Here is a 21,725-nt window from a genome sequence, read left to right as displayed (position 1 = left end):
GTTCCGCTCAGCCTCCGAACCGAGGCTGGTGCAGCTCAGCCTCCGAACCGAGGCTGGTTGCAGCTCACTCCTCGAAAGTGGCGGCGAGCGCGTCCGCCAGGCCCGGCACCAGCCGCTCACCGGTCAGCACTTCGGTGGTCGCGTCCTTCGAGCGCAGGCGTACGGCGGAGTCACGGGTGCCGTCCCGAAGCACCGCGACGGTCATCCGTACCTCCTGCCGGTCCGGGTGTTCGGCCACCCAGTTGTTCAGTTCCGCGCCGCCCAGTTCCTCCGGCACGGACTCCTCCGCGGACGGCGGCAGCATGAGGCGTTCCACGGTCAGAGCGCAGCCGGTGACTGCGTTCGGCCAGGCGATCGTGCCGAGGAACTCGTCCAGGGCGGTGTGTGGCGGCAGGGAGTCCTGTTCCACCGGAGTGAGCGCGCTCGCGTCGTGGTCGGCCGGGTCCGGGCCGAGCTGCTCGGCCAGTTGGGGCTCCTCGACGCGTAGCTGTGCAGTGTTGACCAGGGCGAACAATCGGGCCGGCTGGTCCCAGCCAAGACCCGAGGCGTACTCGTCGATCTCGAGTACGGCCCGGGTCAACGGGTGTGCCGTGAGGGGGCTGCTGGTGTTGGGGGAGTCGTCCATGCGCATATCGTGCCCTCGAAGACCCCGGAAACGGGAACTGAGTAAAGCTTGGTTAAGTTGTTTCAGTGGGTCCTACGATTCGGCCCAGTCACATCCACAGCGAATCTTCGAGGTGCGCACCTTGGCTTTCCAGATGCCGGACCGGGGCTCGGGTGGCCCCACCGGGCCACGGATCAGAGTCGGCCGACCGTCGCGGCGCGCCCGTACGCTGCTGCTGACCGTCGGAGTGCTCGCAGTCCTGGCAATGCTCTTCGTCATGTTCACCGGGTTCTGGACCGACTGGCTCTGGTACCGCTCAGTTGGTTACCGCTCGGTCTTCACGACCACCCTGTGGACGAAGGTCGGCCTGTTCGCCGTCTTCGGTCTGCTGATGGCGGCCGTCGTCGGCGTGAACATCTGGCTCGCGCATCGACTGCGCCCGCCGCTCAGTGCGATGTCACTGGAGCAGCAGAGCCTGGACCGGTATCGGATGAGCATCGCGCCGTACAAGAAGTGGATTCTGCTTGGGATCTCGGCGGTGGTGGCGCTGATCTCCGGAGCCTCCGCCGCCAGCCAGTGGCGGACCTGGCTGATGTGGGTGAACGGCGTCTCGTTCGGGAAGACCGACCCGCAGTTCGGCAAGGACATCTCGTTCTACTCCTTCGACCTGCCCTGGTACCGCTTCCTGTTGAACTTCGGATTCGCTGCCGTGGTGCTGGGTCTGCTGGCCGCCGCGTTGGTGCACTACCTCTACGGCGGGCTGCGGGTGACCACTCCCGGAGCCCGTGCCACGGCACAGGCGACGGGCCACCTGTCGGTGCTGCTGGGACTGTTCGTGGCGCTCAAGGCGGTGGCGTACTGGCTCGACCGGTACGGCCTCGCGGTCAAGGGCAGCGAGTTCAAGGCGACGGACAACTGGACCGGGTTGAAGTACGTCGACGCGAACGCGTATCTCCCCGCCAAGACGATCCTGTTCATTATCGCGATCATCTGCGCCGTGCTCTTCTTCGGCACCCTGTGGCGCCGCACCTGGCAGCTGCCGGTGATCGGATTCGGGCTGATGGTCCTGTCGGCGATCCTGATCGGCGGGCTCTACCCGGCCATCGTGCAGAAGTTCCAGGTCGAGCCGAACGAGCAGGCCAAGGAAACGCCGTACATCAAGAAGAACATCGAGGCGACCCGGAACGCCTACGGCATCGACGACGCCAAGGTGAACAACTATCCCGGGACCTCCGACGCGAAGCCGACAACCCTGCGGGACGCCGCGGACACCGCCGCCAGCATGCGGTTGCTCGACCCGAACATCGTCTCGCCGACGTACCAGCAGAAGCAGCAGGTGCGCGGCTACTACAAGTTCCCCTCGACACTGGACGTGGACAGCTACACGACCAAGGACGGCAAGGAACAGGACACGGTCGTCGGCCTCCGGGAGATCAACACCGACGGAATCCCGAAGAAGGGCTGGATCAACGAGCACTTCAAGTACACCCACGGCTTCGGGATGGTGGCCGGCAAGGGCACCGAGGTGAACAAGGACGGCGAGCCGGTGTTCACCGAGAAGAACCTGCCGCCGAAGGGTCAGCTCGGGGACTACGAGCCGCGGATCTACTACGGCGAGAACACCAAGCAGTACTCCATCGTGGGCGGTCCGCAGCAGGAGCTGGACTACGCGGATGACAGCGGCGAGAAGACGTACACCTACAAGGGCGACAGTGGTGTCGATCTCTCCAATCCGGTGAACCGCGCGGCGTACGCCGTGAAGTTCAACGAGCCACGGATGCTCTACTCGGGAGCCATCGGCGAGGGTTCGCAGGTGCTGTACAACCGGACCCCGCAGGAGAGGGTCGAGGCGGTGGCTCCCTGGCTGACGATCGACGGTGATCCGTATCCGGCGGTAGTCGGCGACAAGGTGAAGTGGATCGTGGACGCCTACACGACCACCAACAACTACCCGTACGCGTCTCGCACCACCCTTGGTGACACGACCGCTGACGCGCTGACCGACGAGCAGCGGTCGGTGGTCGCCCAACAGAACCAGGTCAACTACATCCGCAACTCCGTCAAGGTGACGGTAGACGCCTACAGCGGCAAAGTGGACATGTACCAGTGGGACACCAAGGACCCGGTGCTGAAGACCTGGATGAAGGCGTTCCCGGACACCGTCAAGGCGAAGAGCGAGATCGGCGACGAGCTGATGGATCACCTGCGGTATCCGCAGGATCTGTTCAAGGTGCAGCGGGAGTTGCTGACCCGCTATCACGTCACCTCGCCGGGGCAGTTCTACAGTGGCAGTGAGCGCTGGCAGATCCCGGATGACCCGACACAGGAGGGGAACGCGGTTCCGCCGTACTACCTGAGCATGAAGATGCCGGGCGAGGAGAAACAGACCTTCTCGCTGACGACCACGTTCAACCCGGTCGAACGGCAGACGCTTGGCGCCTTCATGGCGGTCGACGCCAACGCCGGCAGTGCCGACTACGGCGAGATCACCATGCTCAGACTCCCGTCCAACACGACGGTGCCCGGGCCCCAGCAGGTCCAAAGCAAGATCAACTCCGATCCCGAGATCGCCAACGACCTCAATATCCTCAAGAGAGGCGACTCGGACATCGAGTACGGCAACCTGCTGACCGTGCCCCTCAAGGGCGGGTTGCTCTACGTCGAACCGATCTATCTCCGTGGCGCGGACACCAACTACCCACGGATGAGAAAGGTCGTGGCGACCTTCGGAGACAAGATCGCGTACGAGAACACCCTCGCGGAAGCGCTCAACGAGATCTTCCCGACCGACGGCGAATCAGGCGGTGAGGGCGACGGCGACGGAGGCGGCGAGAAGGACGAACCTCCCGCGGGTGACACTTCACTGAAGAAGGCCATCCAGGACGTCGGGGACGCTTGGGAGAAGGTCAACAAGGCCAGGGAGGAAGGCGACTGGTCCGCCGAGGGACGGGCGCAGGAGGAACTCCAGGAAGCCATTGAGCGCATGAACAAGGCCACTGGTTAGGTTCGTTCCGACGAGGGACCCGGAGTCAACCGACTCCGGGTCCCTCGCTTGTATGGGGGAGTTGAGGCGAATGGCGTTTGAACTATCTCTCAGTCGGGAAGTCGACAAACCTCTGAAGTGACCTCACTGGTTGCGGTATACCAGATGTACGCGGGTTACGAGTGGTGCGACGATGGGGCTTATGGGGGAGAACGCGAAGCTTGCGGGTACCGGCGCTCAGGACGCCGCTGCCCGGAGCGTGCTCGGGGCGCAGTTGCTGCGCCGAGGTGACCTTGACGGTGCGGAGCCGCACCTGCGTGCGGCCACGGCGGCGGGGGACCGCGCCGCTGCCAACAACCTGGGCGTACTGTTGCACCAGCGTGGTTACGCCGACGACGCGGCCGGCTGGTGGCGTATCGCGGCGGTGGCCGGATCGGCTGCCGCGGCACATGCGTTGGGCCGTCACCACCGGGAGCGGGGTGACGAGCCAGCGGCTGACTACTGGCTGCGCCAGTCGGCGCAGTCCGGGCACGTCCTCGGCGCGTACGCACTGGGCGACCTGCTGGACCACCGAGGCGAGGAGGGTGCCGAGGCGTGGTTCCGGGCAGCCGCGGAACGCGGCCATCGGGAGGCGGCCTATCGGGTCGCCCGTCTGATGAGTGCCCGCACGACCGAGAACTCCGGTGTGGGGAGCGACCGTACGGTAGTGCCCGCGGGCCCTGGGGAGCCCGCGGGTCCGGTCGGTGGCGGAGGCGGTTCCGCCGAGGAGGACGCCGTGCACTGGTATCGGCAGGCCGCGGCCCGCGGTCATCGCCGGGCGGCGCTTCGCCTGGGGACCGCGCTGGAGCGGCGCGGTGAGCTGAAGGAGGCCGGGCACTGGTACCTCACCGCCGCGAAGGACGGTGAGGCTCGAGCTGCCTGCGCGCTGGGCTTCCTGTTGCGGGACGCGGGCGACCAGGCGAACGCCGCCCTGTGGTGGCGACGCGCCGCCGGGGACGGGGACGGCAACGCCGCGAACGCGCTGGGAGCCTTGCACGCCGAGCGGGGCGAGCGGCAGACGGCCGAACACTGGTACCGACAGGCGCTCGACGCGGGTGATGACAACGGCGCGTTCAATCTGGGCCTGCTGTGCGCGGGCCAGGGCCGCACCGCCCAGGCCGAGCAGTGGTATCGGCGTGCCGCGTACGCGGGACACCGGGAGGCCGCCAACGCACTGGCCGTACTCCTGCTGCAGCGAGGCGACGCGGAGGGCGCCGAGCCGTGGTTCTTCAAGGCCGCTGAGGCAGGCAGCGTCGACGCCGCGTTCAACCTGGGCATCCTCCAGGTGTCACGTGGTGACGAGGAGTCGGCCCGGGTCTGGTACGAGCGAGCCGCGTCGGCCGGGCACGCGGAGGCCGCCCTGCAGGTGGGCATGGCCGCGCAGCGGGAGGGCGACGTACCCGCGGCTGAGCGGCAGTTGCGCTGTGCGGCGGACGCGGGCAGCGTGGAGGGCGCGTTCCGCCTGGCGGCGCTGTTGGAGCGTAACGACTCCGAGTCCGCTGAGGCTTCGGATCGGGAGACCCCCGCTGAGTGCGACCGGTGGTACGAGCACGCGGCCGCGCGGGGGCATCGTAGGGCCCAGGTGCGACTCGGGATGGTGGCCGCCGCGCGTGGAGACGTGGTGGAGGCCGCGCGGTGGTACCGCACCGCCGCCGAAGCCGGCAGCCCCAACGGCGCCTTCAACCTCGGCCTGTTGCTCGCGCGTGAGGGCAGCGAGCCCGAGGCGGCGCTGTGGTGGACCCGGGCCGCCGACGCCGGTCACGGCAGGGCGGCACTGCGCCTGGCGTTGATCAGCGCCCGCCGCGGCGAGTTGGCGGAGGGGCAGCACTGGTGCGCCCGCGCGGTGGAACTGGGGCCGGACGAGGTGGCCGATCGGGCGGCGAAGCTGCTCGACGCCCTGCGGGAGGAACTGACGGCCTAGATGTGTTGTCCCGGCACATTGGTGACGGGACAACACATCCAGGGCGGTGACGTGATGAACACTGAGAGTGCCGCGGGAATGGATTTGCGCTGGTCGTTGTTGTGGGGTTAGTCTATTGAACACAACGGCGCGGGGTGGAGCAGCTCGGTAGCTCGCTGGGCTCATAACCCAGAGGTCGCAGGTTCAAATCCTGTCCCCGCTACTCTCAAGGCTGAGGCCCGGATCACAGATCCGGGCCTCAGTGCTGTGCGATGGATGAACCGCGCGCGGCTGGGGAGCGGCGATCGCCGCGGGGCTGGCGGCCCCTTCGATTCGAGGGTATGAGGTTTGAGGGCGGTCATGCGTCGGGGCTCGCGTGCTGGATGCGGTCAGCCCACGAGGCAGTTGGGGCACAGTCCGCGGTACGTCACCGTGGCCTCGGACACGGTGAAGCCGAAGCGCTCCCCCTCCGGCAGGGCCGCGAGCGGGTCACCGATCGGGTGTACGTCCCGGATGGTGCCGCACCGGGAGCAGACCAGGTGCTGGTGTGCGTGTTGGGCGTTCGGGTCGTATCGCTTGGCCCGCCCGTCCGTGCTGACCTCGATGACCTCGCCGATGCTGACCAACTCGCTGAGGGTGTTGTAGACCGTCGCGCGGGCAATCTCCGGGAGGCGCTGCGAAGCGTGTGCGTGCACCTCGTCGGCGGTGTAATGCACGTGATCACCGTCGAGCACCTCGGCGACGACTCGCCGCTGTGCGGTGAGCCGCCAACCGCGATCGCGGAGCCGTTGCAGCAGGTCACTCATGACAACAAGCCTAGCAGCATGTAGTTCTATTGCCAGAACGCGTATCGACTTCATAGAGTTCTTGACTTGGACAATGTCCAATGTAGGATCGGCGCAGGCGAGAGCCAAGAACAGGTTGATGAGCAGGAGGCGGAATTGACCACGCAGGACGCGACCACCGGACCGCTTACCACAGAGGCCGGCGCGCCGGTCGCCGATAACCAGAACAGCCAGGCCGCGGGTGTGGGGGGCCCGGTGCTGGTGCAGGACCAGCACCTGCTGGAGAAGCTCGCTCATTTCAACCGCGAGCGGATTCCGGAGCGGATCGTGCACGCGCGTGGTGCGGGGGCCTACGGCACGTTCACCGTGACCGCTGACCTCACCCGGTACACGCGGGCCCACTTCCTCTCCGAGGTCGGCAAGGAGACGGAGGTCTTCGCCCGGTTCTCCACCGTGGCCGGAAACCTCGGCTCGGCGGACGCGGTGCGTGACCCGCGAGGTTTCGCGCTGAAGTTCTACACCGAAGAGGGCAACTACGACCTCGTCGGCAACAACACTCCGGTGTTCTTCATCAAGGACGCCCTCAAGTTCCCGGACTTCATCCACACCCAGAAGCGCGATCCGTACACCGGCTCGCAGGAGGCGGACAACGTCTTCGACTTCTGGGGCCTCTCGCCCGAATCGACCCATCAGGTGACCTGGCTGTTCGGCGACCGCGGCATCCCCGCGTCGTACCGGCACATGAACGGCTTCGGCTCGCACACCTTCCAGTGGAGCAACGCCGACGGCGAGTCCTTCTGGGTCAAGTACCACTTCAAAACCGACCAGGGAATCAAGAACCTCACCGAGTCGGAGGCCGCGGTGCTGGCCGGCGAGGACCCGGACAGCCACCAGCGTGACCTGCGGGAGTCCATCGACAGCGGTGACTTCCCGAGCTGGACCGTGTACGTCCAGGTCATGCCGGCCGCCGACGCCGCGAACTACCGCTTCAACCCGTTCGACCTCACGAAGATCTGGCCGCACGCCGACTATCCGCTGATCGAGCTCGGCAGGATGGAGCTCAACCGCAATCCGCAGAACATCTTCGCCGAGGTGGAGCAGTCGATCTTCTCGCCGGCGCACTTCGTCCCCGGCATCGGCCCGTCACCGGACAAGATGCTCCAGGGACGACTGTTCGGCTACGGTGACGCGCATCGCTATCGCGTTGGCATCAACGCCGACCACCTGCCGGTGAACCGTCCGCACGTGACCGAGGCGCGTACGTACGGGCGCGACGGCTTCCTGTACGACGGCCGGCACGCCGGAGCGAAGAACTACGAGCCGAACAGCTTCGGCGGTCCCGCGCAGACCAACCGGCCGCTGTGGGAGCCGGTCACCGTGTCGGGCGTCACCGATACGTCGGAGGCGCCGGCACATGCCGAGGACGACGACTTCGTCCAGGCCGGAAACCTGTACCGGATGATGACGGAGGACGAGAAGGAGCGGCTGATCAACAACCTCGCGGGCGCGCTCTCCGGTGTGACCCGTGATGACATCGCTCAGCGTGCCATCGAGAACTTCCGCAAGGCGGACGCTGACTACGGCAAGCGGCTGGAGGCCGCGGTCCAGGCCCTGCGCGGCTGACGGGCGGCTTGCCGTAACAAACCGGAGGGGCCGGACGCCGTTGGGCTCCGGTCCCTCCGGGCTTTGTCGCGCGCTCGTACGCCCGGCTGGTTCGCCTTGCCGTGCGTACACCGGTGCGCTCCCCGCACGAGCCTCCGTGCCCGCAACGGTCAGTGCTCTGGCAGCGGCTCGTGGCCGTACTCCATGACGAGGCGCGACGCCCCGTGCCTACTGGTTGAGGCAGCCGAGTAGTTCCTGGTGCAGCAGGCCGTTGGACGCCGCGGCGTTTCCGCTATGGGGGCCCCGCCTGCCGTCCAGGCCGGTGAAGCAGCCGCCCGCCTCCTCCACGATGATCGCGCTCGCCGCCATGTCCCACAGCGAGAGTTCCGGCTCCGCGCACATGTCCACCGAGCCCTCGGCGACCATCATGTACGGCCAGAAGTCGCCGTACCCGCGGGTCCGCCAGCAGGAGCGGGACAGCTCCAGGAAACCGTCCAGCATGCCGAGGTTCTCCCAGCCGGTGAGGGAGGAGTACGCGAACGACGCGTCCTGCACGCGGTTCACCCTGGAGACCCGGATGCGCGTCGCCTTCGACAGGCTCCGCCCGGTGTACGCGCCACCGCCCTGCACGGCCCACCAGCGCCGGTTCAGTGCCGGTGCGGACACCAGTCCGACCACCGGGTGGTCGCCGCCCTCGCCCATCTCGGTGAGCGCGATCAGGGTGGCCCACACCGGGACCCCGCGGACGAAGTTCTTGGTGCCGTCGATCGGGTCGATCACCCACCGACGCGGGCCGTGGCCCTCCGTGCCGAACTCCTCGCCCAACACCGCGTCCCGGGGCCGGGAGCGCTGCAGCGCCGTACGGATCAGCTCCTCGGCGGCCTTGTCCGCGTCGCTCACCGGGGTCATGTCCGGCTTGGTCTCCACCGCCAGGTCGAGAGCCTTGAACCGCTCCATGGTCGTGGCGTCGGCGGCGTCGGCCAGCACGTGGGCGAAACGCAGATCATCGTGGTAGTCCGGCATGTGCGAACAGTACCGAGCTTCCCGCGCGCACAGCCACACAGCCACGGCCATCGGCGCGTGCGCGCTCCCTTGACGGTTTGTGGCGGTGCGTCAATCGTGTCCCGCACAACCATGCCGGCGCCGGAGGCACCGTATGCCGACAGCACGCGAGACCCTGCTCGAGGCCGCTCACGAGGCGGTGATCGTACGCCCCTGGGCGGGCGTACGGATGGTCGAGATCGCGGAGCGTGCGGGGGTCTCCCGCCAGACGCTCTACAACGAGTTCGGCAGCAAGGAAGGACTGGGCAGCGCGCTGATCAGCCGCCGGGTCACCGGTTTCGTCGACAGCGTCGCCGCGGTGGCGGCGCGGAGCGCCCGTAAGGACGGGGACGTGGCGTTCGGTTGTGCCGCGGCGGCTGTGTGGATGCTGCGTACGGCGCCGAGCGAGCCGCTGGTGCGCTCCGCGCTCACCGGGTGCTGGGACTCCCGTATGCCGCCCGCGGTGACGCAGCGGCCGGACACGCCGGGGGAGTTGGCCGCGCGGCTACGCGACCGGGTGGTCACGGCGCTCACCGTGTCGGACGGTGACGCTGACCACGCTGGCGGCGGCGCGAACCCGGCCTACGAACGCTCCGGGGGCGACGGGGCCCCGGACGGACAGGGCGTCGGCGGGACCCAGCTGCGCCGGGCCTGCGAGGCGGGTATGCGGCTGGCCCTGTCCTATCTGGTGGCGCCTGACCCAACTCCCGGCGCGGGGGTCGACCCGGCGCCCGCTCCGGCGCTCGACCCGTCGTCTCGTACGGATCCGCACACGGACCCGGAGGAGGCGGCCGGGCAGCGGATCGCTCAGATGGTGCGTGCTCTGCTGCACTGAACCGGGTGCGGGCCCGGCGGGTGCCGCCGGGGTCAGTCGCCCTCGTGACGCTCCCGGGTGGCCAGCAACCGCCGCAGGGAGTACAGCCGTGCCGGCTCCGCGTGGCCGGCCGCCACCCAGGCGTCCAGGGCACAGTCCGGCTCGTCGTGACCGCAGGCGCGTGGGCAGTCGGCGGTGCCTGGTTCAAGGTCCGGGAAGGCGCTGATGACCCGGGACGGGTCGACGTGGTTCAAGCCGAACGAGCGCAGTCCGGGGGTGTCGATCACCCAGCCCCCAGTGGTCCCCTCGGCGGCCGGAAGGGGCAGGGCCAGCGCGGAGGTCGTGGTGTGCCGTCCGCGCCCGGTCACCGCGTTCACCACGCCGGTGGCCCGCTGCCGATCCGGCACCAGGGCGTTCACCAGGGTTGTCTTCCCGACTCCGCTGTGTCCCACGAAGGCGGTGTTCCGGCCGTAGAGCGCTTCCCGTACCCGCTCCGCCGCCGCGTCGGTCGCCAACTCCTCCCGGCTGGTGACCAGATGGCGGATGCCCAGCGGGGCGTAGGTCTCCAGCAGCGGGTCGGCGGGTGTCAGATCGGCCTTCGTGAGCACCAGCAGGACGTCCAGCCCGGCATCGAACGCCGCGACCAGGCAACGGTCGATCAGCCGGGGCCGGGGCTCGGGGTCCGCGAGGGCGGTCACGATGGCGAGTTGGTCCGCGTTCGCGACGATCACCCGCTCGTACGGGTCGGTGTCGTCGGCGGTGCGGCGCAGCACCGACTCCCGCGGCCGGACCCGCACGATCCGTGCCAGCGTGTCCCGCGCCCCCGACAGATCCCCCACGAGGTCGACTCGGTCACCGACCACCACGCCCTTGCGGCCCAGCTCACGGGCCTTCATCGCGGTGACCGTGCGCCCCTCCACCAGGCAGGTGAGCCGGCCGCGGTCGACGGTCACGACGAAACCGGGTGCCGCGTCCTCGTGCTTCGGCCTGGTGTGCGTACGCGGTCGGCTGCCCCGGCGGCCGGGGCGAACCCGGATGTCGTCCTCGTCGGTGTGCTTGCCGTAACGGCGCATCCCGCCCCCGCCCTACGCTTTCGCTCCGAGCAGGCCGTGCCACAGTTCGGGGAAGTCGGGCAGGGTCTTGCCGGTGGTCGCGATGTCCTGCACCCGCACGTCGTCCACCACCAGTCCCAGCAGCGCGCCGGCGGTGGCCAGGCGGTGGTCGTCGTACGTGTGGAACACTCCGCCGTGCAGCGGACGCGGACGGATCCGCAGGCCGTCCGCGGTCTCGGTGACATCGCCGCCGAGGCCGTTGATCTCCGCGCACAGCGCGGCGAGTCGGTCGGTCTCGTGCAGCCGCAGATGACCGATGCCCCGTAGCACCGACTCGGAGTCGGCACACGCGGCGAGCGCGGCGATGCCGGGCGTCAACTCCCCGACCTCGCTCAGATCGAGGTCGACGCCGCGCACTCGACCGGTGCCGGTACAGGTGAGTCCGCGTTCGTCCAGCACGCAGTCGCCGCCCATGGCGGTGAGGATGTCGCGCAGCGCGTCACCCGGCTGGGTGGTGCGTACCGGCCAGTCCGGGATGGTGACCCGCCCGCCGGTCAGGAGCGCGGCTGCGAGGAACGGCTGGGCGTTGGACAGGTCGGGCTCGACCACCAGATCCCGGCCGAGTAGTGCCCCTGCGGTGACCCGCCAGGTGTTCGCCGCGCCACCGTCCTCCGGGGCGTCCACCTGTGCTCCGGCCGCCCGCAGCATGTCCACGGTCATCCGGATGTGCGGCACGGAGGGCAGAGTGTCGCCGGTGTGCCGTACCTCCAGGCCCTGCTGGAAGCGCGCGCCGGACAGCAGGAGCGCGCTGACGAACTGGCTGGAGGAGGACGCGTCGACGGTCACCCGGCCGCCGGGCAGCGAGCCGCTGCCGTGCACGGTCAACGGAAGGGCACCACGGCCCTCGTCCTCGATACGCGCACCGAGCGTCCGTAGCCCGTCCAGCACGCCGTGCAGCGGTCGCTCGTGGGAACGCGGGTCGCCGTCGAAGTGGATCGGACCGTCGGCGAGCGTCGCGACTGGGGGCAGGAATCGCATCACGGTGCCGGCGTTGCCGACATCGACGGTGGCCGGGCCGTACAGTCCGGCGGGGATGACGCGCCAGACCTCGCCCAGCGTTTCGGGGCTGCGGCCCAGGGAACTGCTGGAGGGCACCGTCTCCTCGATCTCGACGCCCAACGCCCGTAGCGCGTCGGCCATCAACAGGGTGTCCCGGGAACGCAGCGGCCGGCGCAGCCAACCGGGCTCGGCGGCCAGCGCTGCCAACAGCAGCGCGCGGTTGGTGACCGACTTGGAGCCTGGCACGGCCACCGTCGCCGCGACCGGGTCCGTCGCGCGCGGCGCGGGCCAGAGGGCTTCGGGGTCCAGTACGGCGGGTCCGGTGCGTTCCGTCATGAATCTCACCTTAGAGCGTCCGGCGGCGGGCCGTGTCGTGTGGACGCACGGTGCTCACCAGCCGGCGAGCGGGGCGAGCAGCCAGCGCCCGCCACCTATCAGCGCGCAGAACGAGACCGCGTGGAACAACACCAGCCACATCACGGCGGGCACGTGGGTCAACCGGGCGAGTTGGTCGGCATCCGAGTCCGGGGCGCCACCGCGTCGGCGTTTGCCCTGCAGCTCGAACACCGGGCGCACCCCGCCGAGCAACAGGAACCACACCACGACGTACGCGAACGCGGCCTGTACCTCGGCGTCGGTCAGCCAGGAGACGAGGAGGAACGCCCCACCGGTGAGCACGACGGTCAGCACTCCGTAGGCGTTGCGGATCATCACCAGCAGCGCCAGCAGCAGCGCCGTCGCGCCCCACAACAGCGCGGTGATGTGGTTCGCGGCGAGCAGCCAGGCGCCGCCGAGGCCCAGCAGGGGCGGGGCCGTGTAGCCGGCGGCGGCGGTGAGCACCATGCCGATGCCGTGCGGTTTGCCGCGCGAGACGGTCAGCCCGGAGGTGTCCGAGTGCAACCGGATACCGTCCAGCTTGCGACCGGTCGCCAGCGCGACCAGGCCGTGGCCGCCCTCGTGCGCGATGGTCACGGCGTTCCGCGCGAGGCGCCACGTGCCGTGTGACATGACCACGGCCACTACGAGGGCGCCGGTGGCGGCGACGAGCCAGGGCTCGGGATCGGGCTGGGAGCCCAGAACCCGGTCCCAGAGATCGGTGATGCTTGCGTTGTCCATCGGCTGCTGTCCTCCCCGGCCTTCCGCCCCTCGGCCCTGCTTCGGGACAACGGACGGCGGCTTGTCGTAGTGCCGTGGCAGTCTGGCACTTATGTGCGGACGGTACGCAGCCAGTAGGACGCCCGAGGACCTCGCCGGGCTGTTCCAGGTGGAGAAGTGGGACCCGGAGGAGGCGGTCGCGGCCGACTGGAACGTCGCGCCGACGAAACAGGTGCCCGCCGTGCTCGACCGGCCGGTGCGCGGGGCCGACGCGAGGCAGCCCGTGCGGCAGTTGCGGCCGCTGAAGTGGGGGTTGGTGCCGGGTTGGGCGAAGTCGCCGGACCTGGGCGTGAAGATGATCAACGCTCGGGCGGAGACGGTCCACGAGAAGTCCGCCTACCGCAAGCCGTTCACGTCCCGCCGGTGTCTGCTGCCGGCCGACGGTTATTACGAGTGGCGCACGGAGCGGGACGAACTCGCGCGGGAGCAGGAGGGGCGCGGGAAGCGGCCGCGCAAGCAGCCGTACTTCGTGACCCCGACGGACGGCGGCGTGCTGGCGATGGCCGGACTCTACGAGTTCTGGCGCGACCGCACGCTGGAGGACGGCCACCCGCGGGCGTGGTGGGCGACCTGCACGGTGATCACGACTGCCGCCGAGACGACCCTGCTCCCGGGGATGACCGGGGAGTCGGAGAGCTCGGCGCCGCAGTCGCTCGCCGACATCCACCCGCGTATGCCGCTGATGATGACCCCGGACCGGTGGGACGCCTGGCTGGACCCCGCGCGTACGGACCGGGACGAACTCCGGGAGCTGCTGTCCCCGCCGCCGGCCGGGCTGATGCGGGCCTACCCGGTCTCGACGGACGTGAGCAACGTCCGCAACAACGGCTCGGAGCTGCTGACCGAGCTGGCCGCGCCGCAGGAGGGCACGCTGTTCTGAGCGGGTGTTGGAAGCGGACGGATGCTGGGGGCAGGGTGCTGGGAGTGACGTGCTGGCCGCGGTGCGTTCGCCGCGGTGTTGCCGAGGACGGAGCGCTCCGGCTCACGGAGTCGGTCGGAGGAGTGTGCGAGCCATGCGTGAGGTGACCGAGCCCGGAGGGCGGTCCGCCACGTCCCGGGCGGCGAAGCCCGGGCAGGCGGGCGCGGTGGATCCCGCCGCGGCGACGGAGCGTGAGATCGTCCGCACGCCGGCTGGCGATGCCCGTATCACCTGGCGCCTCAGCGCTGACGCCCGTGTGGTGCTGGCACTCGGGCATGGTGCCGGGGGCGGGGTAGAGGCCCGCGACCTGGTCGCGCTGGCCGCCCGGCTTCCGGCGTACGGCGTGACGGTCGCCCTCGTCGAGCAGCCCTGGCGAGTGGCGGGGAAGAAGGTCGCCCCGGCACCGAAGACGTTGGACGCCGGATGGACGGCGGTGTGGCCGATGTTGGCCGCGCCGGGGCTGCCGTTGGTGGCCGGTGGACGGAGCGCGGGTGCCCGGGTGGCCTGCCGCACGGCACGGGAGGTCGGTGCACGGGCGGTGCTGGCCTTGTCGTTTCCGCTGCATCCGCCGGGCAAGCCGGAGCGCAGCCGGCTCGAGGAGTTGGCGGAGGTCGGACTTCCGGTCCTGGTCGTCCAGGGCGGGCGTGACCCGTTCGGCGTACCGGGTGAGTTTCCCGCTGGCACGGACCTCGTCGAGGTGCCGGACGGAGACCACGGTTTCGCGGTGCCGAAGCGCTCGGACATCGGCCAGGAGGCGGCGCTGACCGTGCTGACGGACGGGGTGCTGAGCTGGTTGCGGGGGTACGGCGCGGTGGGTTGAGAGCATGTGCGCGTTCTCGGACGTGGCCTGGCGCCGGTCATCCGGCTGGCGTACGCCGTGGGAAGCCGTCGGCCGGGGCGGGAATGCGCGTCGGGTGGTTGTTGTTGTACGGGCGACCCCGGCCGGGAGAGGCTCGGGTACGCCGAAACGAGAGGAAGCCGCCCTCATGGGTTCTGTCGCTTGCCCACAGCGTCCTCAGGCTGCTGACCTGGACTGGGCCACGCTGGCGCTGGCCGGTGGCTCGAAGATTCAGGCGGCGCCGGGCGCGGAAGGTCGTCTATTCTCCGAGAGGAACGGGTCCGCACCCGGGGCCCGCGCTTCGTCTCAGGAGGTGGGTGCAGTCCCAGGGACCGACGACGGCACGGAGCACGCCCCGAGCACGCCGCAGGAGACCGCTTCGGAACGGAACGCACGTTTCGAGCGGGACGCCCTCACGTTTCTGGACCAGATGTACAGCGCCGCCCTGCGCATGACGCGCAACCCGGCGGACGCGGAGGACCTGGTGCAGGAGACGTACGCGAAGGCCTACGCGTCCTTCCACCAGTTCCGCGCCGGCACCAATCTCAAGGCGTGGCTGTACCGCATTCTCACCAACACCTTCATCAACTCCTACCGCAAGAAGCAGCGCGAGCCACAGCGCAGCGCGGCCGAGGAGATCGAGGACTGGCAGTTGGCACGGGCCGAGTCGCACATGTCCACGGGGCTGCGTTCCGCCGAGGCCCAGGCCCTGGACCACCTTCCGGACTCGGACGTGAAGGAGGCGCTGCAGGACATTCCGGAGGAATTCCGGATCGCCGTCTATCTCGCGGACGTCGAAGGGTTTGCCTACAAGGAGATCGCGGACATCATGGGGACACCCATCGGCACGGTGATGTCCCGTCTGCACCGCGGACGTCGGCAGCTGCGCGGCATGCTGGAGGACTACGCCCAGGAGCGCGGGCTGGTTCCGGCGGGGGTCGCGCCGGCGGCGGGCGGGTCCGTTCCGGACAGGCCGGGCCGCGGGGTCTCCCCGACGACGCCGGGGTCGGGGGAGTCGCACGACCGGAAGGGCTCGGGCTCATGAGTTGTGGAGAGCCACACGAGACGGACTGCTCCGAGATCCTGGACCATCTCTACGAGTACCTGGACCAGGAGATGCCCGACCAGGCGTGCGAGAAGTTCCAGGAGCACTTCGACGAGTGTTCCCCGTGCCTGGAGAAGTACGGCCTCGAGCAGGAGGTCAAGAAGCTCGTCGGACGGTGCTGTGGACACGACGACGTGCCCGCCGACCTGCGGTCCAAGGTGATGAGCCGGATCGAGTCGATCCGGGCGGGCGAAGCGCCCGCACAGGAGTCGGTGGACGAGAGCGATTCGAGCGCCAGTCCGCGCAAGAAGCTGGCCTGAACGGGAAGTTGCGGTTCAGGTACGCGCCCGGTTAGCGGGCGGCACGTACGTCCGCCACTCACTCGATCAGGTGGCTCCCGAGCCGTCTCGCGAGGGATGCGGAGCAGCCGGGTGGAGGAGTGGCGAAACCCTGCCCGTCCGGTGCGGAGGCGCCGAACGGGCTGTCCGCGCTGGGGCGGAGAGCCGGGCGCCCGAAGGATCACGGCTGATTTCCCGACGGCCGGATACAGGGTAGTGAGCGGGCGTCCGAGTGGGCATGGTTGGATGCGAAGAGGGGAACCCGACAGCGCGCATGGCGTCGTACCGCGTCGCCTCGCGTCGGACGGGCACCACAGCACACCGGACAACCGACAGGCGGGAATCAGGCGGCATAGTGAGGATCTTCGGCAAGGAGCGGCACCGGCCCTCCGCTTCCTGGCGGCAGGCCACTGACCGCGCTTTCACGCTCATCGGCGATGGTCGTTACGAGGACGCCGGTGCTCTGCTGACCCGAGCCGCTGACCTGGAGCCATGGCTGTCCGAGTCGTGGTTCAACCTCGCGCTGCTGCACAAGTTCCGGCACGACTGGGAGCAGGCGCGGTCCGCTGGCCTGCGCGCGGTCGCGCTGTTGGACCGGGACACCGGGGCGCCCGACTGGTGGAACGTCGGCATCGCCGCGACCGCCCTGCAGGACTGGCCGCTGGCACGGCGCGCCTGGCAGGCGTACGGGCTGCGGGTGCCGGGCGAGGCACGTGGTTCGGCAGCGGCCGGAGAACCCACCGGCATGCGGCTGGGCAGCGCGACGGTGCGCCTCTCGCCGGAGGGCGAGGCCGAGGTGGTGTGGGGCCGTCGGGTCGATCCGGCCAGGCTGCTGGTCCAGAGCATTCCGCTGCCGTCGTCAGGCCGTCGCTGGGGCGAGGTGGTGTTGCACGACGGAGTGCCGCACGGCGAGCGCACCACGGGCAGGGGGCACTCGTATCCGGTGTTCGACGAGATCGAGTTGTGGGCCCCCTCCCCGGTGCCCACCTGGGTGGTGTTGCTTGACGCGGCCACCGAGGCGGACCGGGACGCCCTGGAGCGTCTGGCCGCCGAGGCCGGCTTCGCCGCGGAGGACTGGTCCTCGTCCGTACGACTGCTGTGCCGCTCCTGCTCGGAGAGCAGCATGCCGAGTGACGAGGGCGACGGTGCCTTGCACCTGGACCCGCATGACCACAGTTCGCCCGGGCATCCGGGCCCACTCGGCCATATGACCGCCGGCGGGCCGGGCGACCTGTGGGTGGCGGAGCGGGAGTGCGGTCTCGCCGCGCCGGCCGGGCTGGTGCGCGGGCTGCTGGACAGTTGGGTGGCGGACAGCCCGGACAGCAGGGAGTGGCGGGACCTGGAAGAGGTGTGCTGACCGCGGCACGGGGCGTGTGTTGTGGGCCGTACTCTGTAGGGCGGAAAGACCAGAGGCGGTCCGGTGGACCGGGGTGAGGAAGGCGTACGGCGTCATGGCGCAGCAGCAGGAGACCGGACCGGAGACCACCGGCGAGTTCGTTGTCGACACCGAGGACTGCGCGGAGCGTGAAGCGGCGCATCGGGCGCGTGGTGCGGCACGTCCGATCACGGTCGTGGGAAATCCCGTGCTACATCGGGAGTGCGCGGCGGTCACCGAGTTCGATGACGAGTTGTCGCGCCTGGTCGACGACATGTTCGCGAGCCAGCACGCGGCGGAGGGCGTCGGCCTGGCGGCGAACCAGATCGGGGTCGATCTGAAGGTCTTCGTCTACGACTGTCCGGACGATGACGACGTGCGGCACGTCGGCTACGTCTGCAATCCGGTGCTGGACGAACTCCCCGCCGGCGAGCGTCTGTTGGACGAGTCCAACGAGGGGTGCCTGTCGGTGCCCACCGCCTACGTCCCGTTGGCCCGACCGGACTACGCGGTGGTGCGAGGCCAGGATCTCCAGGGCAAGCCGATCGTGGTGCGCGGCAGTGGGTACTTCGCGCGCTGTCTGCAGCACGAGACTGACCATCTCAACGGCTACCTCTACATCGACCGGCTCTCGAAGCGGGACCGCAAGGACGCTTTGCGACAGATGGCGGACGGCACGCCGCGCTACGACACCGTCCCCAACGACTGATCGCCACGGGCTGAGCGAGCGGGCGCGGTGAGGTACGGCGACGTGTCGTCAATGGGCCCGCCATTGGCGGCACGGGCCAGGCATTGACGCGATTGTCCTGGGCACGCCAAAGTCGGCGGAACGGCCGGCCGGCACTCTCGCCCGCCAGCCGCCCCCACACCGTACGGAGGCATCATGCTCAGTGGCCTGGTCCAGAACGACAGTCCCGCGTCCCGCCCCAGACCACGCGGGCGAACGCGTCTGCTGGTCGGTGCGGGAGCGGTGCTGGCTCTCGCGATCTCCGGCACGGGCGCCGCGGTGGCGACCGCGCCCTCCTCTGACAGTGGGCGGTCCGCCGCGGCCGAAGCCCAGCCCCTCGCCAAGCTGAGTCATGGGGAGGCCACCGCCAAGTTCGAGGACGCCGGGTTGACCTGGTCGTCCAGCGGCGGGTGCTCCGACCGCAACACGTCGACCTGTACGTCCTTCGACCAGATCAACTCGGCGACGGTCGACGGGGTGATCACGCTGAAGAGCGCCAGCGGTTGCGGGATCAACCTCACCGGTGGCACGGAGACGGGACACGCCAGCGGCGAGTACAGCCACTGGAACGGCTACAAGGTCGACTTCAGCCTGTCCAACTGTCTCGACAACTACATCAAGAACACCTTCACCTCCATCGGCGGCTCGAAATGGGAGTCCGGCTCGGGCAACGTCTACTACCGCGAGGGCGATCACTGGGACGTGACCTATCACAACTGCGGCGGCTGCTGAGCGACTTCCGCACCTGACGACGGTGCAGCGCGGGACGGAGGCGCCGGTTCACCTTCTCCGGACCTCCGCGGCACGCTCCTCCGTGTGTGGTCTCCCGCTTCCCGGTGGCGGGAGTTCCACCGCGAACGTCCACAGGGCGTGGCCGGGTATCGGTTCCCAGTCCCGAGTTGGCGTACGACGGAACCCGAGACGCTCGTACAGTCGGTGTGCGGTCTTCATCAGGGGATCGCTGGAGAGCACCACCCGGGCCAGCCCCCGCTCCCGCGCTCGGGCGAGACACTCGCGGACCAGCGACTCGCCGACGCCTCGCCCACGCGCGGCACGGCCGACCACCAGCATCCGGAACTCCGCCTCGTCCGGTCCGGCGACCTGAGCCCACTTCCCGCCCTCCGGCACGAACGTCACGGCGCCCAGCACGAGTTGGCCCGCTCGTGCGCTTGCGTCGGTCGCGCTCGCGTCCGTCACGTCCTCCTCCCGTACGGCCACGACGATCTCCGAGTGCTCAGCTCTGCCAGCGGTGTCCCGGAGCCGGGCGAGATACGGGTCCGCGGCGCCGTACGTCAACAAGCCGTCGCCCACGTACACCTGCTCGGTCAGCTCCGAGATATCCGCGAACTCCCGCGGACGCGCCGTTCGGATCGTGATCTCCATGAGTCCAAGCATGCCGCGCCCCACTGACAATCGCGTCAGCGGGGCGCGGAGCTGGACGGAGTACGAGGGATGGCTCAGCGGTCGCCGGCGGGCGCCGGGAGTTCCTCGCGCACCTGGGGGTCCCCGGCGTCGGCGGTGTAGTCACCGGGCTCCGTCTCGTCCTTGCCGTCCGGTGCCTTCAGCGCCCGCAGGACAAGTGTCAGACCGACCGTCACCAGCGCGTTGAGCACGAACGCCGTCAACCCGATGTATCCGATCTCGCCAATGAGGGGGATCGTGTCATTGCTGCCCGCGAAGTGCTCCTGGGTTGGGCTGGAGACGTTGTACGCGGCCACGGTGCCGTAGACCATGCCCACCGCCCAGCCGCCCAGCAAGGCCCAGCGATGGAACCACCGGGTGAACAGGCCGCCCACGAGCGCCGGCATCGTCTGCACGATCCAGATGCCACCCAACAACTGGAAGTTGATGGCGGTGGTCTTGTCCAGGGTCAGCACGAAGGCCAACGCACCCACCTTGACCAGCAGAGAGGTGATTTTGGAGACCTTCGTCTCCTGAGCCGGCGTGGCGTCGGGCCGGAAGAAGTCCCGGTAGATGTTGCGGGTGAACAGGTTGGCGGCGGCGATGGACATGATGGCGGCCGGCACCAGGGCACCGATGCCGATCGCGGCGAAGGCCACGCCCGCGAACCAGTCCGGGAACATGTTCTCGAACAGCTGCGGTACCACCAGTTGCCCGTTGTCCACCTCGATCCCGGCTGCGATGCCCATGAAGCCCAACAGCGCCAACAGACCCAGCATCAGGGAGTACATCGGCAGAATGGTGGTGTTCCGGCGGATGACCTCGCGGCTGCGGCTGGAGAGCGTGGCCGTGATCGAGTGCGGATACATGAACAGTGCGAGTGCCGAGCCCAAAGCGAGCGTGGCGTACGCCCACTGCCCCTCCGGGCCGGCCACCAGCGAACCACCGGTCTCGGACAGCCGCTCTTCGGCGCTGCTGAAGATCTCGTCGAAGCCACCCAGCTCGATCGGGATGTAGACGATCGCCACCGCGATGACGAGGTAGATCAGCGCGTCCTTGACGAAGGCGATGAGCGCGGGTGCCCGTAGGCCCGAGGAGTACGTGTAGGCCGCCAGCACGCCGAAGGCGATCAGCAGTGGCAGGTCCTTGATGAACCAGTGGGTCGACTCCCCACCGCCGATGCCCATCACGGACAGCACCGCCTGGATGCCGACCAACTGCAGTGCGATGTACGGCATGGTCGCGAGGAGGCCGGTCAGCGCCACCGCCAGGGACAGCCCACGGGAGCCGAAGCGGCCCTTCACGAAGTCCGAGGTGGTGACGTACCCGCGACGGTGCGAGACGGACCAGAGCCGGGGCAGGAAGGTGAAGATGAGCGGATAGACGAGGATGGTGTACGGCACCGCGAAGAACCCGGCGGCCCCGCCCGCGTAGATCGCGGCTGGCACGGCGACGAAGGTGTACGCCGTGTACAGGTCGCCGCCGAGCAGGAACCAGGTGACCCAGGTGCCGAAGCTCCGTCCACCCAGGCCCCATTCGTCCAGGTTGTCGGCTTCGGCTGCCCTGCGCCAGCGTGCGGCCATGAAGCCCATCACGGTGACCAGGAGGAAGAAGAAGGTGAAGACCGCGAGTGCGACTCCGTTGACGCCGTCGTTCACTGGACCTCCCCCTCCTCCTGCCGCTTGCGCGCGGCCTTCTCCCGGCGCAGCAGGACGTACGCGACGGCGGTCAGCGCGGTCGAGAGCGGCACCCAGAGCATCTGGTACCAGTAGAAGAAGGGGACCCCGATGAGGGTCGGCTCCACACTGTCGTAGGAGCCGACCCAGAGCATCGCGACGAACGGCACCACCAGGCAGAGTGCGATCAACACCCGGTTGGGCGTGACGGTTGGCCCGCCGCCGGACGAGGATGGTGGTGACATGGCTGCTGCTCCGTCCGTCCTGAGCTGGCATGATCTTGATGCTGCGCAGGTAACGTAGTCAGAGAACCGGCTTCCCGTCACTACCTTTGCCCATAACGGGATGGCCATGCGGCAGATGCTTCCGCTG

At 69.1% G+C, this 21,725-nt stretch carries 20 protein-coding genes and 1 tRNA gene; 12 read left to right on the top strand and 9 right to left on the bottom strand.

What is annotated here, in order from left to right; all coding sequences use genetic code 11:
• Positions 1-64: 64 nt before the first annotated feature.
• Positions 65-625 carry a PPA1309 family protein gene (locus tag AN216_RS01155; RefSeq protein ID WP_170842987.1) on the bottom strand — a complete coding sequence of 187 codons (561 nt, stop codon included), beginning with the start codon at positions 623-625 and terminating at the stop codon, positions 65-67.
• A 112-nt stretch (positions 626-737) separates the two neighbouring features.
• Between AN216_RS01155 and AN216_RS01150 the strand changes: the two genes are divergently transcribed.
• The 3 genes from AN216_RS01150 to AN216_RS01140 all read left to right on the top strand — a co-directional run bounded on the left by AN216_RS01150 (position 738) and on the right by AN216_RS01140 (position 5,749).
• Positions 738-3,608, top strand: coding sequence for a UPF0182 family membrane protein (locus AN216_RS01150; RefSeq protein WP_244502266.1), 2,871 nt, complete (start codon positions 738-740; stop codon positions 3,606-3,608).
• A 172-nt stretch (positions 3,609-3,780) separates the two neighbouring features.
• On the top strand, positions 3,781-5,547 hold the full coding sequence (locus tag AN216_RS01145; protein WP_070194668.1) for a tetratricopeptide repeat protein: 1,767 nt from the start codon (positions 3,781-3,783) through the stop codon (positions 5,545-5,547).
• Between the two features lie 128 nt (positions 5,548-5,675).
• Positions 5,676-5,749, top strand: a tRNA-Met gene (locus tag AN216_RS01140).
• A 166-nt stretch (positions 5,750-5,915) separates the two neighbouring features.
• Here AN216_RS01140 and AN216_RS01135 read toward each other — a convergent pair.
• Positions 5,916-6,332: a Fur family transcriptional regulator gene (locus AN216_RS01135; RefSeq protein WP_070194667.1), complete on the bottom strand. Its 417-nt coding sequence runs from the start codon at positions 6,330-6,332 to the stop codon at positions 5,916-5,918.
• Positions 6,333-6,467: 135 nt separating this feature from the next.
• On the opposite strand from AN216_RS01135, the gene AN216_RS01130 reads away from it, so the two are divergent.
• Positions 6,468-7,934 (top strand): catalase, encoded by a 1,467-nt coding sequence (locus AN216_RS01130; protein WP_070194666.1) that lies wholly within the window; start codon positions 6,468-6,470, stop codon positions 7,932-7,934.
• Positions 7,935-8,141: 207 nt separating this feature from the next.
• On the opposite strand, the gene hisN is transcribed toward AN216_RS01130, so the two are convergent.
• Positions 8,142-8,936: a histidinol-phosphatase gene (gene hisN / locus AN216_RS01125; RefSeq protein ID WP_070194708.1), complete on the bottom strand. Its 795-nt coding sequence runs from the start codon at positions 8,934-8,936 to the stop codon at positions 8,142-8,144.
• 133 nt (positions 8,937-9,069) lie between these two features.
• On the opposite strand from hisN, the gene AN216_RS01120 reads away from it, so the two are divergent.
• Positions 9,070-9,789 carry a TetR/AcrR family transcriptional regulator gene (locus tag AN216_RS01120; protein WP_070194665.1) on the top strand — a complete coding sequence of 240 codons (720 nt, stop codon included), beginning with the start codon at positions 9,070-9,072 and terminating at the stop codon, positions 9,787-9,789.
• Positions 9,790-9,821: 32 nt separating this feature from the next.
• Here the strand turns inward: AN216_RS01120 and rsgA are convergent, their stop codons facing one another.
• From rsgA to AN216_RS01105, 3 genes are read right to left on the bottom strand one after another with little or no spacing between them, the layout of a single operon-like run.
• Positions 9,822-10,841 (bottom strand): ribosome small subunit-dependent GTPase A, encoded by a 1,020-nt coding sequence (gene rsgA, locus AN216_RS01115; RefSeq protein WP_070194664.1) that lies wholly within the window; start codon positions 10,839-10,841, stop codon positions 9,822-9,824.
• Positions 10,842-10,853: 12 nt separating this feature from the next.
• Entirely contained in the window at positions 10,854-12,215 is a 1,362-nt protein-coding gene (aroA, locus tag AN216_RS01110; protein ID WP_070194663.1) for a 3-phosphoshikimate 1-carboxyvinyltransferase, read from the bottom strand.
• A gap of 54 nt (positions 12,216-12,269) precedes the next feature.
• Entirely contained in the window at positions 12,270-12,995 is a 726-nt protein-coding gene (locus tag AN216_RS01105; protein WP_070194662.1) for a M50 family metallopeptidase, read from the bottom strand.
• 91 nt (positions 12,996-13,086) lie between these two features.
• Between AN216_RS01105 and AN216_RS01100 the strand changes: the two genes are divergently transcribed.
• The 7 genes from AN216_RS01100 (at position 13,087) to AN216_RS01070 (ending at position 19,008) form a co-directional block, all read left to right on the top strand.
• Positions 13,087-13,914, top strand: coding sequence for an SOS response-associated peptidase (locus AN216_RS01100; RefSeq protein WP_070194661.1), 828 nt, complete (start codon positions 13,087-13,089; stop codon positions 13,912-13,914).
• A gap of 133 nt (positions 13,915-14,047) precedes the next feature.
• Complete coding sequence (locus AN216_RS01095; RefSeq protein ID WP_244502264.1) at positions 14,048-14,773, top strand: alpha/beta hydrolase family protein; 726 nt, start codon at positions 14,048-14,050, stop codon at positions 14,771-14,773.
• 331 nt (positions 14,774-15,104) lie between these two features.
• Positions 15,105-15,836 carry a sigma-70 family RNA polymerase sigma factor gene (locus AN216_RS01090; RefSeq protein ID WP_070194660.1) on the top strand — a complete coding sequence of 244 codons (732 nt, stop codon included), beginning with the start codon at positions 15,105-15,107 and terminating at the stop codon, positions 15,834-15,836.
• Entirely contained in the window at positions 15,833-16,156 is a 324-nt protein-coding gene (rsrA, locus tag AN216_RS01085; RefSeq protein WP_070194659.1) for a mycothiol system anti-sigma-R factor, read from the top strand. Before AN216_RS01090 ends, rsrA begins: the two co-directional genes overlap by 4 nt.
• A gap of 373 nt (positions 16,157-16,529) precedes the next feature.
• The gene (locus AN216_RS01080) at positions 16,530-17,531 is read left to right on the top strand and encodes a tetratricopeptide repeat protein (protein ID WP_070194658.1); all 1,002 of its coding nucleotides are present in this window, start codon (positions 16,530-16,532) and stop codon (positions 17,529-17,531) included.
• A gap of 94 nt (positions 17,532-17,625) precedes the next feature.
• The gene (gene def, locus AN216_RS01075) at positions 17,626-18,258 is read left to right on the top strand and encodes a peptide deformylase (protein ID WP_070194657.1); all 633 of its coding nucleotides are present in this window, start codon (positions 17,626-17,628) and stop codon (positions 18,256-18,258) included.
• Positions 18,259-18,432: 174 nt separating this feature from the next.
• Complete coding sequence (locus tag AN216_RS01070; protein WP_070194656.1) at positions 18,433-19,008, top strand: hypothetical protein; 576 nt, start codon at positions 18,433-18,435, stop codon at positions 19,006-19,008.
• A gap of 48 nt (positions 19,009-19,056) precedes the next feature.
• Here the strand turns inward: AN216_RS01070 and AN216_RS01065 are convergent, their stop codons facing one another.
• The 3 genes from AN216_RS01065 to AN216_RS01055 all read right to left on the bottom strand — a co-directional run bounded on the left by AN216_RS01065 (position 19,057) and on the right by AN216_RS01055 (position 21,598).
• Positions 19,057-19,659 carry a GNAT family N-acetyltransferase gene (locus AN216_RS01065; RefSeq protein ID WP_070194655.1) on the bottom strand — a complete coding sequence of 201 codons (603 nt, stop codon included), beginning with the start codon at positions 19,657-19,659 and terminating at the stop codon, positions 19,057-19,059.
• A 74-nt stretch (positions 19,660-19,733) separates the two neighbouring features.
• Positions 19,734-21,335, bottom strand: coding sequence for a monocarboxylate uptake permease MctP (gene mctP, locus AN216_RS01060; protein ID WP_070194654.1), 1,602 nt, complete (start codon positions 21,333-21,335; stop codon positions 19,734-19,736).
• Positions 21,332-21,598, bottom strand: coding sequence for a DUF3311 domain-containing protein (locus AN216_RS01055; RefSeq protein ID WP_070194653.1), 267 nt, complete (start codon positions 21,596-21,598; stop codon positions 21,332-21,334). Before AN216_RS01055 ends, mctP begins: the two co-directional genes overlap by 4 nt.
• Between the last annotated feature and the right edge of the window lie 127 nt (positions 21,599-21,725).

Source organism: Streptomyces oceani (genome assembly GCF_001751245.1).
Lineage (GTDB): Bacteria > Actinomycetota > Actinomycetes > Streptomycetales > Streptomycetaceae > Streptomyces > Streptomyces oceani.
This window is presented reverse-complemented; position numbering and strand designations above follow the sequence as displayed.

Coding starts and splice junctions, on each gene's coding strand:
- AN216_RS01155 (WP_170842987.1), bottom strand. CDS start 625: ATGGACGACTCCCCCAACACCAGCAGCCCCCTCACGGCACACCCGTTG.
- AN216_RS01145 (WP_070194668.1), top strand. CDS start 3,781: ATGGGGCTTATGGGGGAGAACGCGAAGCTTGCGGGTACCGGCGCTCAG.
- AN216_RS01135 (WP_070194667.1), bottom strand. CDS start 6,332: ATGAGTGACCTGCTGCAACGGCTCCGCGATCGCGGTTGGCGGCTCACC.
- hisN (WP_070194708.1), bottom strand. CDS start 8,936: ATGCCGGACTACCACGATGATCTGCGTTTCGCCCACGTGCTGGCCGAC.
- AN216_RS01120 (WP_070194665.1), top strand. CDS start 9,070: ATGCCGACAGCACGCGAGACCCTGCTCGAGGCCGCTCACGAGGCGGTG.
- rsgA (WP_070194664.1), bottom strand. CDS start 10,841: ATGCGCCGTTACGGCAAGCACACCGACGAGGACGACATCCGGGTTCGC.
- aroA (WP_070194663.1), bottom strand. CDS start 12,215: ATGACGGAACGCACCGGACCCGCCGTACTGGACCCCGAAGCCCTCTGG.
- AN216_RS01105 (WP_070194662.1), bottom strand. CDS start 12,995: ATGGACAACGCAAGCATCACCGATCTCTGGGACCGGGTTCTGGGCTCC.
- AN216_RS01100 (WP_070194661.1), top strand. CDS start 13,087: ATGTGCGGACGGTACGCAGCCAGTAGGACGCCCGAGGACCTCGCCGGG.
- AN216_RS01095 (WP_244502264.1), top strand. CDS start 14,048: ATGCGTGAGGTGACCGAGCCCGGAGGGCGGTCCGCCACGTCCCGGGCG.
- rsrA (WP_070194659.1), top strand. CDS start 15,833: ATGAGTTGTGGAGAGCCACACGAGACGGACTGCTCCGAGATCCTGGAC.
- def (WP_070194657.1), top strand. CDS start 17,626: ATGGCGCAGCAGCAGGAGACCGGACCGGAGACCACCGGCGAGTTCGTT.
- AN216_RS01070 (WP_070194656.1), top strand. CDS start 18,433: ATGCTCAGTGGCCTGGTCCAGAACGACAGTCCCGCGTCCCGCCCCAGA.
- AN216_RS01065 (WP_070194655.1), bottom strand. CDS start 19,659: ATGGAGATCACGATCCGAACGGCGCGTCCGCGGGAGTTCGCGGATATC.
- AN216_RS01055 (WP_070194653.1), bottom strand. CDS start 21,598: ATGTCACCACCATCCTCGTCCGGCGGCGGGCCAACCGTCACGCCCAAC.